Source organism: Dyadobacter sandarakinus (assembly GCF_016894445.1).
Lineage (GTDB): Bacteria > Bacteroidota > Bacteroidia > Cytophagales > Spirosomataceae > Dyadobacter > Dyadobacter sandarakinus.
Genome location: NZ_CP056775.1, coordinates 3,241,060 through 3,256,315 on the forward strand (window position 1 = coordinate 3,241,060; position 15,256 = coordinate 3,256,315).

A 15,256-nucleotide genomic window follows, 5' to 3' on the forward strand; every position below is an offset into this window, starting at 1 on the left:
AAATCATGTAAAACAAAAAAAGCCGGAACGTACGTCCCGGCTTTCAGCTGTGTTAAATATCAAACATTACAGCGCCTCGAGAGGATGTTCTTTGAGCAACTGTTCAGGTGAATAAAAATCCTTTTTCGCCTCCGTAGCTGCCCGCACCTGCTTTACTTTGTCGGGTGAAATCGCGGGACCTTTGTTGCCGAACGAGTTTCGTACATAGGTAATCACAGCAGCTACTTCGTCATCGTTCAGCAGGCCGCCAAAAGGCGTCATCGGCACCTGGCCCGGGAACTTCTTACCATTCACTTCAATGGGTCCGAGCAAACCTTTCAGTACCAGCTTGATCAGGCGCTCATCGCTGCCCAGCACCCAGTTGGTGGACGCCAGCGGCGGAAAGCCGGAAGCGGCCAGCCCCTTGCCGTCGGGCTGGTGACACGTAGCGCAGTAACCCTCTTTGGCATATATCTGCCGCCCCTGATTGAAGAGAACCAGATCGTTGCCTTTCAGGTTGGTAGCCGCGACGGTCTCCTTTTCTTTTTTCACATTTTTACCCTCCAAATGTGCCACAGCAGCTTCATGAGCATGTATGGTCCAGTCATCCAGCGGTTTTTTGGCAGCTTCGGCCAGGATCGGTAATCCTTTGTCTTTCCCGATCCACGACGCTGCCACGATGGCTACCAGCCTCACCCGGCTGTTTTCGTCCCGCGCAGCCTGCATGAGAAGGTCAGCCTGGTCGGGTACCTGGTGACCGGTATAGCGCACTACTTCCACTGCCGCAGCACGGGCATGAAAATCCTTGGCTTTCAGCACTTGTTTGAGAAGCTTCTGATCCACCTGATCCAGTCCCCAGCTTACCCACAAACCTTCCAGCAGATGGTGCTCGTACCGCGGATCATTCTTGTCCAGACCGGCAACCCAGGTATTCAGTTTGGTCAGCACTTCTTTCTTGTCGCGCCCCCTCAGCTCCCGGCGGGTGCGGTAGCGGGTACGGTATTCGGGCAGTTTGAGGTTGTTGAGCAGCTCGTCAATGCTGGCGCCAGCGACTTTGGCCGGCTTCACCAGCGGACGCGACGGGTAGGTAATCCGGTATACCCGGCCGTGAGAATGGTCCCTCAGCGGGTCACGGGCATTATGCTGCATGTGGCCGATCAGGATATTGTGCCAGTCGATAAGATACAATGAACCATCGGGTGCAAATTCCATATCCACCGGTCTGAAGTTCCGGTCTTCACTTACGACAAGATCCTTCCGGTGACGGCTTTTGTAGCCAGTACCATCATCTACCAGCGTATGCTCTTTGGTCCCCAGAAAACCGATGGTATTGTTGATCAGAAAATCGCCCTGGATATCATCCGGGAAATGCCGGCTTGATACAAATTCAAGTCCTGAGGTCGGACGTACACGGTGCGCCTCTTCAATCAGCTGCACCGACTTGTGCGTAGCTTCTCCATAGCGCGGCAGTACGGTACCAGGCAACATCCACCGCACATCCGGACTGGATGTTTCGGCAAAGAAAGGCTGGCCCCAATCATCAAATGCAATACCCCATGGATTCGGGATGGAGAGCTGCGCGGTACGTTCCAGCTTTTTCAGCTGAGGCGCATAGCGGTAAAAACCACCATTTGTAGCACGTACCGGACCATACGAAGTTTCGACATTGGTATGCAAAAACACTCCTTCGCCCGAATAAATCGCACCTGACGGGTCCACGGTAAATGCATGACTGTTGTGATGCGTATCATGATCATCAAAGCCGCTCAGCAGAATCTCAACCTTATCCGCCTTGTCGTCCCCGTTGGTATCCGTAAATAGTTTGAGGTTCGTTCCCTGAGACACGTAAACACCTTCGGGCGCTATCTCAAAGCCCAGCGGAAGGTGCAATCCTTCTGCAAACACCGTCTGCTTGTCCGCTTTATTGTCCCCGTTTGTATCTTCAAGAATGATAATCTTGTCATTGGGCTTGGAGTCGCCCGGCTTGTAATGTGGGTAGCTGGGCATGGTGGAAATCCACAGGCGCCCCTTGTTGTCAAACGACATCTGCATGGGTTTTGCCAGGTCGGGGAACTCCTGCTCGGAGGCAAAAAGCTCAATTTTATACCCTTCCGGCACTTTCAGCTTACTCAATGCATCCTGGCCGTAGAGGTAGGTAAGGCTGCCATTTTTTTCGGGATTAAAATTGGTTTTTACCTGTGGCAGTGACCGGGTCTGGGCGTCCGCAGCGGTAAGGTCCATTTTTTCTCCCTTGGATGCCGCCAGCCACACAGCCTGGTCACGCAGGTCGGTCATTTGCCGGATCTTTTCGATTTCGGCGGGATAGTTGTCGGGGCCAAACGGATTATACCGGCGGCCATATACGTGTACTCCGTTCGGGATCTTGTAATCGTTGTGCCACATCCAGTTCTTTTCATCCACCGCGGCATGAACGAGCGCACGGTTTTTCTCAGCCTTGGGCGAAGCCTTGCCGAAAACCTGGTCTGCAAGCAACAGGCCCAGCTTTTTGTAACCTTCGGCATTCAGCTGGGACCCGTCGATGGTCAGGGCCTCTTTCGTGTCGGCATACCATTTCTGAGAGGGCGTAAATGCATCTACAAAAAGCACATTGTTCTGATCGGCCACCTCCTTCATCGCTTTGGTGTACAGCGCAAGGTTTTCATTTTCTTTCTTTCCATTCGGCAGATCGTACCGGTCCGAAAGGTCTTCGAAAGCAATGGGAGAAACCAGGGCCAGCTTGGGAGCTGAGGTACCATTATACTTCTGGTTTAAAGTATACTTTACAAAAGCATCCAGCTCAGCCTTATAGTTGGCCAGTCCTTCTTTACCCTGAAAAGATTCATTATACCCGAAGAATCCGAGGATAATATCTGTTTTCAAGCGGGTAAGCCACTGGTCCGGTGTCTCAAAATGTCCCTCGCTCTGAGATGGGTTTGCCAGCTCGGTCTGGAACTTCTCAGCACCCGGAAATGCCCAGGGCGTGTTCCTGCTCGCATGCGGCCGGAAACCAGGTGTATCCCCCCCATCGCACATGTTGCGGATAAAAAGTTTCTTTTCAGGATAACGCACCTGCAGTTCCGTCTCGAAGTTATCGTAGTTCATCATCCTCGAACCGAGGTTGTTGCCAATCAGCGAAATGTGCGCACCATCGGGCACTTCGATCACCGCCGGCTGGCTGATCTTGAAAGCACTGAATGTGACGATCGCAAGCGCGACCAGTGCCACCAGCAGTTTCAGGCTGTTCTTTTTGGGTTTAGACATTATTTTTATGAAAAAGGATTAGGAAAATACTTGAAGACGAACTACTTGGCTTCACGGTAAGGCACCTGTATGTCCAGTTTGCCTTTCCAGCTTTTAGGCACCGGACGGCCCAGCTCCCAGTGAATAGCATTCACCACCAGGCGCTGAAAAGGTTCGAGACGAAAATCTTCGGGGTGGCCCAGCGTCGTCATGAACACTTTGCCGCCAAACGAATTTTTGCCTGTCCATGCCACGGGATTTTCGATCGCTTCCTTGTCGGGATCAACGGATTTGCCCATCAGCAGCCAGGTGGAACCCTTGGTAGGATAATCCGGAAGTACCCGGTAAAGCCAGGAGCGGGCATGAAAAGGAGCAGTAACCCCGGTCAGGATCGGGTTTTTGGCCTGCTCGGGAACAATGGTCACGTCCGTACTGCTTTTGTGGCCATAATGGGTGTGCTTGGCAGCTCCGCCCCATCCGGGAGGTGCATTGAGGGCAAACTCGCCGAATGCATTCCATTTTTCATTCTCATCCCCTTTCGGATAGTTGAACGCATGCGTGGTCGTACGAAAACCCATCACCGGCTTGCCCTTTTTCAGGTACTCTTCAATGTAGGCAAGCTGCTCTTTGGGAAGCTGCCGCCAGCGCAGGTAAAATACCGCCAGATCGGCATCACGCAAGGCTTCCAGGCCCGGAATATCCTTTTCCCCATTGTGATCTGGATACGCTTTCAGGACCTTGGTACGCATACCATAATTTTTTTCAAGCTCTGCAGCAATGATTGGCAGGGTCTCTTCCCCACTGTATTCGTGGTCGCCGGTGACAAATACAACCAGCGGCTTGGTTTGGGCACGCGTTGCAGGATTACCCAGCAGGAGGGCAAGCAAAGCGAAAAGCAAGCGGGTGGTTAACTGCTTAATTTTCATCAGGACAGGATTTAGGATGTTTAGGAATATTAAACAACAAAGTAAGACTTTAAAATGGGGGTTCAAAATCTGAGCACAAAGCCCAGCCTGCTAGCAACAATCATTGTCACGCTTTACAGGAAGACTATTTTGTCCTATTTTTCCCTTACTTTATCATAACAACACAGGACTTTATCCCAAATAAAAGCCCGGTAGATCACTTTCCTAACCGGTAGTATACAAAAAAGGGCCGGTATTGCTCCGGCCCTGCAGGTCTTCCATCATCCGCTAACTTTTCTTCGAACGCATTGCCCTGGTATGTTTCAGCTGTTCATCGGCGGCCAGCCTTTTGTATTCTTCAGACTCCACCGGGTACAATGCCACTTTGCCTTCTTCGTTGCTGTGAACGCCCCAGCCGTATTTTTTGGCCAGCGGCGAAGCACGCATGCAGGCTTGCCCCCTGGAAAAAAACTTTTCACGCTCTGCATCCAGATCCACTTTCTTCAACCCGTTCCGGCGGGCGTATACCCCGAAGATCAGATCGTCGGAAGTGTATTGGTAGGGATGGTCGTAAACCAGCTCAAACTGAAGACCGGCGACCGTTTTCTCAGCTCCCTTCATGGGAGGCACTTCCGCTTTTTCAGCAGTACTGTCTTCGGCGACTTCGATAAATGTGTTGATGTAGTTGGTCGTATGCATGGTGTTATCAATGTTTTCGATCCGGTACGCTGACGAATTTACAAAAACCGGAGCCCCAGTGTAAGCGAAGCTCTCGACAGGTCTACACTGTTGTCCTTGCCCAGGTGCAGGGTTTCCTTGTTAATACCCGTGGCCCGCTCAATGCGGTAGGCGGCGCCCAGCAGGGCGGTGCCCGTGAGGTGTATAGCCAGATGATCAGATAATTTCTGTTCTACGCCCACACTTACGCCCCATCCCACCGTTTTGCCGCTGATCGTAAAGCTGGCATTGGATACCGTCTTGTTCTGATAAGGCTGATACCCCATCAGGAGCGCTGTACGTATGAAGGAGCGGTTATTTTTAAGATTAGCGCGATGAATGAGGGAGCCGCCGTAAAACTGTATCGTAACATCCTCACTGAGCCCGTCGGCAGCCGTGGCCTTGCTCGTATAATAGTCGTAAACAGCGCCTATACCTATTTTTCTCCATGGAAAATAGGCCAGATCGCCGCCGAAAGAAATGCCTGATTTAAGATCTTTGATGTATTTTTCCTGATCCGGATTCTTGCGCACCCCCGACCGGAAGAGCCGGTAGGCATAGCCGCCATTTACCCCGAAGTTCCACCGTGAAGTAGAGATGCCCGCCTGCTCCCTGGCCAGCTTTGCATCGGTTTCCGCATCCCTTTCCTTTCTCCACTCGCTTTGAATGGGGGCATCTTGTGCATGGGCATACATGACCGTACCCATGGCAAACAGAACAAGCAGGGATGTGAATGCAGTTTTCATTGATCGGGCGAAAAAGCGGCAGCTGCGAGGCCAAAGCTACAATTTTCGTCCCATTATAGGGTTCAGGTGAATGCTTTTTCTCAAATCACGGGTTTGATCCCGTTTTTTTTAAGCAGCTCAATGATGTACATACCCACCTGCCTGCCCTGCTCCTGCCCTTTTTCAATGGCATCCCGGTAGTGTATTCCACCGTAAAGGCGTGAAATGGCGGCTTCCTCGGCTGCCAGCCTGAATGATCTGAAATCGCGGGCAGGCAGATCGAAGATCACCTCTGTATCGTCCCGGAAAGCAAAATGGTCACCCAGCAGGTACGTGAGCAGCTCGGACACAGCCGTGGAAATGACGCTATGCCCACTGGTATACTCCGGAAAAGGCGGTGTTTGCAAAAGGGGCTGCCACTTGGGATCAATATAACGGTTGATTACCGTCTCGGGACGGATGCGGCTGCTCCGGTACTTTTCGTCCCAGCAGCTGATAAAAGCGTCCATCAAAGTAGCAGCTGCCAATGCGTGGACGAGGATTCCCTTGTCCAGGCCCATGCTGGACTTGGCCACAGCAATCCCGGTTATGTTCATCCAGTGCCCGCCCGGGCTGATTTTCTTGAACCCGATGGACATATGGCCGGACGTGTTGATTGCGAAAGGATTACAGTCCCAGTAGGAAGCAATAAAGCGCTGCTGCTCAGTAAGGTCCCTGCCTGTTTTGTAAACTTCATAAGTCAGCTTGAAAAAAGCACTGGTACTATCCCTGCTGAATGCGACCGGAGGCGGAGGCGCAAACTGGCTGCTGGAATCAATCAGCATCGGGCGGATCGTTTTCCAATGCGGCTCGATACCCTCAATGTAACCGGGAGGCGTGGGATACCAGTAAGCATCACCCTTTTTGGGCCTGTACCGCACGCGGGTGCTCAGCGACAGGTAGCCGTCGGTGGCAGCGTAGGATGCGATTTTCTGGGCTACTTCACGCGCAGCAGCAATGGACTTGTCGATTTCGGATTGGGAAAACTTTTCGCGCAGCAATGCAATCACCAGCTTTTTCTGATCCTCTTCCAGCATATAACCCGACGGCAGGATGAGCCTTCCGGTTTCGAGGATGCAGTACAATGCCGCAATCTGGTAATTATAATCCTTTGCTTCAATGGAAAAAGGCGCAATGCTTTTGATAAAACGCGTAGGTGCGACAATGTCCCTGTTGTGCCAGGACGAAATTTCATAGGCACCCATCAGGCAGTACGTGTAAAACCTGCTGGCTGCCGGAGGGTTTACCACGTCGTGTATCATCACCATGGTCACCGAAAAAACGGCCGGTTGCAAATGGGCCTTCAGGTCCTGGGCCGCCTGTACCGCCTGGCCGGCAAGCAGGAGCACCAGCAAAACGTACTTACGCATTACTTATGGGTGTTTTTGTAAAACTGTAGAGATTGGTTGAATGCTCCGATTACGAGCAGCTTTTCCTGATTGACCTTTGCTTCGACACAGGATTTCACGTCGCCTTTCACGCATAAACCCGAGGCTGGCTGGGCTACATACGTGAAACCACCTTTGCCGTCACCGGCAAGCAGGCAGCCATAATTAGCGTCCATGCTGCCTAGTTTGAGCCGGTTGTCCATGCGGTTGCCGAGCAGCAGCAGGTCCTTTTTTCCGTCGTGGTCAAAGTCGCCCGGCACGATGGCGGTCACAGGTGCAAATTGCGCCTGCACAGGCAAAACCTGTTTTTCAAACTTTCCTTTTTTGTTAAAAAATACGACTGTACGAGCCTCGGTAGCCCTGAGCTTGCCCGCTTTGCCCAGGTCATCCGCAGAAAACACGTCGGTCATGGATGCATTGGCATAGTCGCGGTAAAATGGAAATTTTTTTCGCATCGGGTAGATCTGGTCATTCAGCTCGTCACGGCTTACAAACGGGTAGGATTTACCCTGGATATAAAAGTTAAAGAACGGGTCAATGGAGCCGTTTTTATCAAAGTCCGCATAGTAGAGCTCAGCAGGCTCTTTTTCGGAAATTTTGATCTGCGTATTAAGCCCGAGGTTACCCGCTGCAATGTCCAATGTACCGTCACCATCGAGGTCTTCCACCTTCAGGGCAGACCAGAAACCTGCCTCAGGACTGACAAAATACCGGCTGGTAGTTTCTTCAAAATCTTTTCCCTGGAATGTAAAAACCGAGATCGGCATCATCTCCCCCGCCAGGATCAGCTCCGTTTTACCATCGCCGTCGAGGTCTGCCCACTGCGCCGCAGTCACCATACCGACCTTGAAAAAAGGTGATTCCCTGATACTGAAATTGCCTTTGCCATCATTGATCAGCAGGTACGACGCCGGACTTTCGGGATAGCGGCCGGGAATGACCCGCCCGCCCACAAACAGATCCAGATCACCGTCCCGGTCAAAATCAAACGGACAAATGCAGGATTTGCTGCTGCTTTTGAGGTTGGGCAGTGAGAGTACCGAAAGGTTCAGGTTACCTTTTCCGTCATTAAGGTAAATTTCGTCCTGCAGTGAAATGGTATTGGGCTCGAACATGGAATAGCCGCCTTTGGCTACATACAGGTCGTCAAAACCATCCCCATTTGCATCAAAAAACATAGCTGCCGATGCTGCGGAGATGTTTTCGTCCCCTACTGAAAACCCAGGCATTTCGGAAAACGTACCGCCCGGCTGCTGCAGCCATATCCTGGCTTGCTTGTTCTGGTCGCCGCTCACGAATATATCATCGAGCCCATCGTGGTTCACATCTCCCCTGGCCACTACCGGACCGGTTTGAGAGTACATGGAGAGCATGAGCGGCTGGCGTTTGAAATCATTCTCATTGAAACCCTCATGCTGGTAGGTCACAGGCGGCTTTTCGAGCGTAAAAATCGGGTTGGTCGCCTTGGCAAGCTCCGGCATTTTAGGTGCTTTTTTATCTTTTTGTACAGTCAGCAGTGCATTGGCCGCTGTATTTTTCAAAACCTGGAAAGTACCGTCAGGCCAGATGATCCTGACCGAGTCGGCAGCTTTTTCATTACCCATGCCGAAATGCAGCCGCAGCGGTGTCGCCGACAGGTAACCCCGGTTGGGATTCACTTCCTGGTACTGGACGTCCCCGCCGGCGTACACATATACGCACGCCCCCACGCTGTTTTTGTTTTTGTCGCTTTGCTGCAGTCTGACCTGAAGCCAGTTGCTGCCGGTTTCCGACGCAGTGTTCCGGTAAAGGAATGCAGGATCATTGATATTGTTGACCACCAGGTCAAGGTCGCCGTCATTATCAAGATCGGCATACACCGCCCCGCTTGAAATAGTAGGCATACTGATGCCCCATTCTTCCTGTTTTTTGGTAAATGTCAGATCGTGGTTATTACGGAAAATGTAGCTCAGGAGCTTGGTCGAAGGCATTGCTTTGACAAGGTCCATCAGCTGTACCGGCTCTTTATCCACGGCCCGGCGAATTTTATAGTCACCCCAGTATTTCAAAAAATCCTTATTGGTATAATCGCGGAAATAGCCGTTTGAAACAAAAAGATCCTTAAAACCATCATTGTCAAAATCGGCCAGGAGCGGACTCCAGCTCCAATCGGTATTGGATACGCCAGCCACCTGCGCGATCTCGCTGAAAGTACCGTCCCCATTGTTGAGCTGCAGCATGTTACGCATGTACTGCTTGTGCAGGTTTTGTTGCTGCATGAGCTCAAAAGACTCGTAGTTTTCCTGAAGCTGCAGCAGTTTCTGGCGCTGGTTATCCTCCGGCAGCATATCCAGCGACATAATATCCGGCAGGCCGTCATTGTTGAAATCCGCAATTTCAACCCCCATGGAGAACTGCGCCAGGTGGCGGAAATAGTCCTGGGTCACATCCGTGAACGTGCCGTTTTTATTATTAATGTAAAGGTAGTCGGGCTCATTATAGTCGTTGGTGACGTAAATATCCTCCCATCCATCCTGGTTTACATCCGCAATCGCCATACCCAGCCCAAAGGTCAGCGGGTACTGGTGGATGCCGGCTTTCAGGGTTACCTCTTCGAAATGGTTGTTTTTGTTTTCAAAAAGCTTGTTGCCTGCCAGCTGGTCGGTTTCCTGCCTGAACTTGGCCAGCTCCATATTATCAATTTTCTTGACACTATGGTTGAGGAGCATCATATCCAGGTCCCCGTCGCGGTCATAGTCAAAAAAAGCCGCCTGCGTACTGTAACTGATATCATCCAGTCCGTACGCCGCAGCCTGTTCCAGAAATTTGAGATTACCCTGATTGATGAAAAGCTGATTGCGGCGCTTTTCGTCCTCTACCTTGCCCGAGTAGCAGATATAGATGTCCAGCAGTCCGTCCCCGTTCACATCGGCCATGGTCACGCCCGTTTTCCAGCCGCCTTTCCGTCCATCCAGACCTTTGCCTGCCGCAGCGGTAATGTCCTTAAACTGCAGTTTCTGAGTTTTACCAAGGTTCAGGTATAGCTTGTTAGAGCCCATGTTGGAGGTAAAGAAAAGATCTTCGAACCCATCATTATTGATATCGCCCGCAGCCACACCTCCCCCATTGTAAAAGTATTCATACGCCATGACGTTGAAGCGCTCGTCCTCATTGATCGTATTCATGAAATCGATGCCCGTCTGCCGGGGAAGAAGCTGTTGAAAAAGCGTGCCCTGAGCCCAGCTTGGGAGCATACCCAAAGACAGGGGCAGGCACAGCAGCAGTAAACGGTAAAGGTGTCGGTTATTCATCCGCAAGTAACGGGACCTGATGAAAAGAGGATATTTTAAAAACGAAAAAAACTTCAACTTTTGGTTGAAGTTAAAACTAACTGTGTGTTTTTATTTGGAAAGCGGTAAGAAATTTTAAACTTCTTACCACTCTCCAAATCTTCTTATTTATCCCACCATACACGTCCGGTGAGCAGGTCGCCGCCGGTAATACGGCCTACTGCCTCCTGGTAACTTGCACCATTGTTGATAATCTCGGTCGACAGGTAAATCATCCTTCTGGGGATAGTACCGCCAGTCACATTACCCGGGTAATTGATAGGGGTTAGCTGCGGGTACCCCGACCGGCGCCAGTTGTGCCAGGTTTCCATGAAGTTGAATTCCGAGCCGGTCACGAGCCAGTACTGCGTGTTGATATCTTTCAACGAGGCTTCCAAGGATGTGGTCGTCAGTGGATGCGCAGTGGCATAAGCCGTTGCAGTCGTCGCAGAAATCTCAGCAGTCGGGTCAAGCTGGCCCATGGTGGTCATCCCGCCGACGATGCCATTTTTGTAATGGTCGGCCGCAGTTCCCGGCACATTCCAGCCGCGTACTTTGGCTTCCGCCAGCAGCAGCTCGATTTCAGGATAAGTCAGCACGAACAAGGTTCCGTTTCTTTTCAGGTAAACCGAAATACGGGGTCTTGAATAATTTCCAAGCGGCGCAACATCATTGCCAGTACCAGTCGGGCCAGGGTAACCCGGGGCCTTTTTGATATCCGTAGCACCTCCGATCAGGTCATAACCATTTGGCAAACCCATCTGGATTGAGGCAGCATTGTTACCGACAAGCGATTGATTGGCATTCGCAGCAGCTCCCGGAGCAGGAACCTCAGCGATTGCGGACAGGCGCGGGTCTCCTGCTGTTTTCAATGCATCGATAAAAGTCTTGGAAAAGCGCAGTTCACGATAATCATCTGCTACCTGATATACGCCGTAAATAGCCGAGTTCGCATTATTCGCATCCGCAACAATTCTAGCATTGTCGTCGATGGAAGCGAATGTGCCGCCCGCAGCCGCTTTTTCAGCCCAGGTCTTGGCAGTGGCGGGATCTACCTTTGTAAGGCGCATTGCGACGCGCAGCATCAGCGAGTACCCGAACTTTTTCCACTTGGTAATATCGCCGCCGTAAAACAAATCCCCGGTTGGTTTCAGCTTGCTGGCATCCAGTCCGTTAATTGCCGATTCCAGCTCCGGAAGCATGGCCGCGTAGATCGATTGCTGGGTATCGTACTTTGGAGTTTGGACACCTTCTCTTACCTTAAATGCTTCAGTATAAGGTATATCACCATACGTATCCGTTCCCTGCTGGAAATTCATAACCTGCATGATCCGGCCCACATTGTACAGGTTGGAATACTGTTCTTTGTCTTTCGTCAGACGCATCATTTCGGCCAGAAGCCTTCCTACACCGTACGTAGTACCAAAAATGTTACCCTGATAGCTGGTCGAGTTCTGCGTGTTCACATACTTGTCACCATTTCCATAATAGTAGAATGTTGAAGCAAGTACCTGCGTCATCAAACTTTGGTAAATGATACTCCCGTAACCCAGATTGATGTAAGACAACTGCGCATTTGGAAGAAAGTAATTAGGATCCCAGACAGTCTCGCTAGCCTGCGTCGGGTCGGTGTTGATCTCGTCGAATTTATCCGTACAACCCGCTACAACAAATAGGAGAAGGGACAAACCATATATTGAAAATCTTTTCATAGTTCTTATTTTTTGAATCTTGCGTTAACAGTAAAACCGTACGTCCTGGTTGACGGGTATTGTGAACCCTCTGTTCCTGCGTAAGAAACGTTGGAAGAGAAGCCCGCTTCGGGATCAAAGTTTTTGGTATGCATCAGCAATGTTGCGAGGTTGCGTCCCACAGCCGAAACCGAAATCCCTTCAAACGGCAGCTTGTTGTTAAACCAGTTGGCCGGCAGGTTGTAGCTTAGTACCACTTGTCTCAGCTTGATAAAATCAGAACTGAACACATTCAGTTTAGAAATGTTGGTAACCAGCTTACTGTAATAGGTCTGTGCTGAAATGTTCTGCGTGTTGGCTTCGCCGGTTTCCAGGACACCATCCGCTACAATTCCGGTTTCACGTCCTACCAGTGTCATTTTGTTCAAGCCGTCCACGATCGAATAGTGGTTGGTTGCCGACAATACTTTTCCACCAAATTTGTAATCAAACAAAAAGGACAATGTAAGTGCCTTGTAGTTCAAGGAGTTGTTGAAGCCACCGTACACTTTTGGAAGCGATGAACCCATCGGCTTCAACTCGCCACGAACAGGAATACCGTCCGACCCGATGATCATTTGCCCGTTTGCATTGTACTTGTAATCGTAAGCCATAATCTGCGCTGCCGGCAAGCCTCTTACGTGTGCAATGTTAGCATTCAAAGGACGGTAAGTACCCAGACCAAATACCTTCGTTTTAGGAGTTCCGTCTGCATTAAGTCCATCGATATCCGCGATCGTGTTTTTCACAGATGTAAGGTTGAAAGACATATCCCATTTGAATGAGGTAGTCTGAACTGGCGTACCGGTCAGCAAGATCTCAATTCCGTGGTTTTTGGTAGAACCCAGGTTCAAGACCTGCGAAGTATAGCCGGTGGTCGGAGAAAGCGGACCATTTACAATTTCGTCTTTGGTTGTCCTGTTGAAATAAGCCACGTCCAGTCCAAGACGGTTATGCAGGAATTTTGTTTCAAAGCCGATTTCAAACTCTTTCAAACGGTAAGGTTTCAGGTTGATGTTTGGCAGTTGTGAGCCAAAGCCACCCTGTGGCAGACCATTGTAAGTGTTTCCGAGAGAATAGTACTGGCTCGTCAGGTATGCGTCGAAAGCCTCACCGCTGGTTTGCGCATAGGAAGCACGCAGTTTACCAAAATCCAGGAAGCTCGAATTCATCAGCTCCGAGAAAATAAATGCACCTGAAACGGAAGGAGCAAAAATGCCGCGGTTGGATGATGGCAGCGTTGAGTAAATGTCGTAGCGACCGGTTGTAGACAAGGTCAGGAAGCCTTTGTAATCAAAATCCGCAGTGTAATATCCCGATTGAACTTGTCTTTCATTGTAACCGTAACCCTGTCCTTTTGTCAAGGTGTTGGACAAAGTATACAGGTAAGGAATGCTCAGCTGGCCACCGGAAACGCTCACACTTTCAGCTTTATTCTTACGAAGGTTGGCTCCCAATGCTACATTCACGCCAAAATCACCGAAGGTTTTGTTGACACCCAGCAAACCATCAATGTTCATTTCGGTTGTCTGCGACTTGCTGTTACCTACTCCGCCTTTGCTTGAATATGCAGTACCCCAAGGCGTAATATTGAAACCGCCGTCGTTGATCAGGTCATATCCGATACGGCCCTGCAGGTAGATCCAGTCGGCAAACTGGTATTTGCTGGTAATCGCAGTAATCAGACGTTTTCTTGAAATCTCGTTTTTGTACTGGTTAACCACAAACCATGGGTTGGTTTTGTAAGTGTCGTCACTGAATGTCATTTCAGCACCAGTAATCGGATCGTAACCCGGCATCAATGCTTTCTGGTTGAAGCTCGTTGCAAGGAACATGATACCATAGTTGGCATTCATCGGCGCGTCGCTCAGCATTGCACGGTTGCGGTCTACCTGGTCAACGTAATTACCCATCACGCTCACGTCCAATTTGTCCGTTACCTTTTGGGTCAGGCTCATATTGATCGTCTTACGGTTTACACCGCTGCTTCTCAGCACTGCATTTGCATTCATATTGGAGAGTGAGAGGCGGAAACTGTTGCGCTCTCCGCCGCCTGAAACTGCCACAGTATTGGTGTAAGTCGAGCCGGTGCGATAGAAGTTTTCGAAGTTGTCCTTCACCGGAGAGTACGGATATTGCTTTCCGTCAAACTGGGTGTAAGGCTGACCGTCCATTTTTTCTCCCCAGCTGTAAATACCTGAGTTTTTGGCGCTGTTTACGTCCGTGGGCCTTTTTCCCTGTTGGCCCTGACCGTACTCATACTGGAAATCGGTATAGTCGATCACCTTGTCGAACTGCGTGTTGGTATTGAATTCCACAGAAAGACCGCCATTTTGCTTGCCGCTTTTGGTCGTGATCAGGATTACACCGTTGGCTGCACGGGTACCGTACAGTGCAGCGGCGCTGGCTCCTTTCAAAACGGTCATACTTTCAATATCGTCCGGGTTAATATTACCGATACCGTCCCCATTATCAGCGCCGCCCCATTCACCGGAAGTACCTCTGGAAGTGTTGTCCATCGGCACACCATTGATAACGAACAGCGGGCTGCCTCCTTTGAAGTTACTTACCCCGCGCAGGTTAATCCGCGACGAAGAAGCAGGACCACCACTGGCCGGGCTGATATTCAAACCCGCAACGCGTCCCTGGAGGGAGTTTACCACGTTTGTTTCACGCGCTTGGTTAATTGCCACCGCTTCTACTGTAGTGGTCGAGTAACCCAGCTTCCTGGTATCTTTCTTAATACCCAGAGCGGTAACGGTTACTTCCTGCAAATTGGCCACGTCCGGAGCCAGCTTCACGTCCACCGTGCTGCGGTTTCCTACGGTAATTTCCTGCCGTAAAAATCCGATTGAGCTGATCACCAGAATATCAGAATCCTTTACACCACTGATCGAGAACTTTCCATTAGCATCTGCATTTGACCCTTTTGCAGAGCCTTTCACCGTTATTGAAGCACCTGGCAATCCCTGATCTTTGTCATCGGTAATTGTACCTGTCACTGTTCGGTCCTGGGCAGAGGCCGACAATGAAGCAAAAAGCAGGAACAACCCGAGGGGCGCCAAACTCTTAAAGAAGGCTTTAAGTAGCTTTTCTTTCATAGGTTTAGTTAATTTAAATACATTAATTAGGTTAAAATTAAAATATGCCGAAGATTTGAATGGTTCATACCTCGACTTGACAAATATGATAACTAATTTTAATATTTAAATAATTTTAAGAAAG

8 protein-coding genes are annotated in these 15,256 nt (G+C 50.2%); all 8 read right to left on the reverse strand.

Translation table 11 applies throughout. From position 1 onward, the window contains the following. Window positions 1-66: 66 nt before the first annotated feature. The 8 genes from HWI92_RS13095 to HWI92_RS13130 all read right to left on the reverse strand — a co-directional run bounded on the left by HWI92_RS13095 (window position 67) and on the right by HWI92_RS13130 (window position 15,132). Entirely contained in the window at window positions 67-3,240 is a 3,174-nt protein-coding gene (locus tag HWI92_RS13095) for a PVC-type heme-binding CxxCH protein (RefSeq protein WP_204655755.1), read from the reverse strand. Window positions 3,241-3,281: 41 nt separating this feature from the next. Beyond that, on the reverse strand, window positions 3,282-4,145 hold the full coding sequence (locus HWI92_RS13100; protein ID WP_204655756.1) for a ThuA domain-containing protein: 864 nt from the start codon (window positions 4,143-4,145) through the stop codon (window positions 3,282-3,284). 267 nt (window positions 4,146-4,412) lie between these two features. Next, window positions 4,413-4,823, reverse strand: a complete 411-nt coding sequence (locus tag HWI92_RS13105) for a DUF6157 family protein (protein ID WP_204655757.1) — start codon at window positions 4,821-4,823, stop codon at window positions 4,413-4,415. 38 nt (window positions 4,824-4,861) lie between these two features. Further along, on the reverse strand, window positions 4,862-5,587 hold the full coding sequence (locus tag HWI92_RS13110; RefSeq protein ID WP_204655759.1) for an outer membrane beta-barrel protein: 726 nt from the start codon (window positions 5,585-5,587) through the stop codon (window positions 4,862-4,864). 80 nt (window positions 5,588-5,667) lie between these two features. Next, on the reverse strand, window positions 5,668-6,975 hold the full coding sequence (locus tag HWI92_RS13115; protein WP_204655760.1) for a vanadium-dependent haloperoxidase: 1,308 nt from the start codon (window positions 6,973-6,975) through the stop codon (window positions 5,668-5,670). Then, a complete protein-coding gene (locus tag HWI92_RS13120) occupies window positions 6,975-10,283 on the reverse strand; it encodes a VCBS repeat-containing protein (protein WP_204655761.1) in 3,309 nt (1,102 codons plus the stop codon). The genes HWI92_RS13115 and HWI92_RS13120 overlap by 1 nt, the downstream gene beginning before the upstream one ends. 143 nt (window positions 10,284-10,426) lie before the next feature. After that, window positions 10,427-12,013, reverse strand: coding sequence for a SusD/RagB family nutrient-binding outer membrane lipoprotein (locus HWI92_RS13125; RefSeq protein WP_204655762.1), 1,587 nt, complete (start codon window positions 12,011-12,013; stop codon window positions 10,427-10,429). Window positions 12,014-12,018: 5 nt separating this feature from the next. Next, window positions 12,019-15,132, reverse strand: coding sequence for a SusC/RagA family TonB-linked outer membrane protein (locus HWI92_RS13130; RefSeq protein WP_204655763.1), 3,114 nt, complete (start codon window positions 15,130-15,132; stop codon window positions 12,019-12,021). Between the last annotated feature and the right edge of the window lie 124 nt (window positions 15,133-15,256).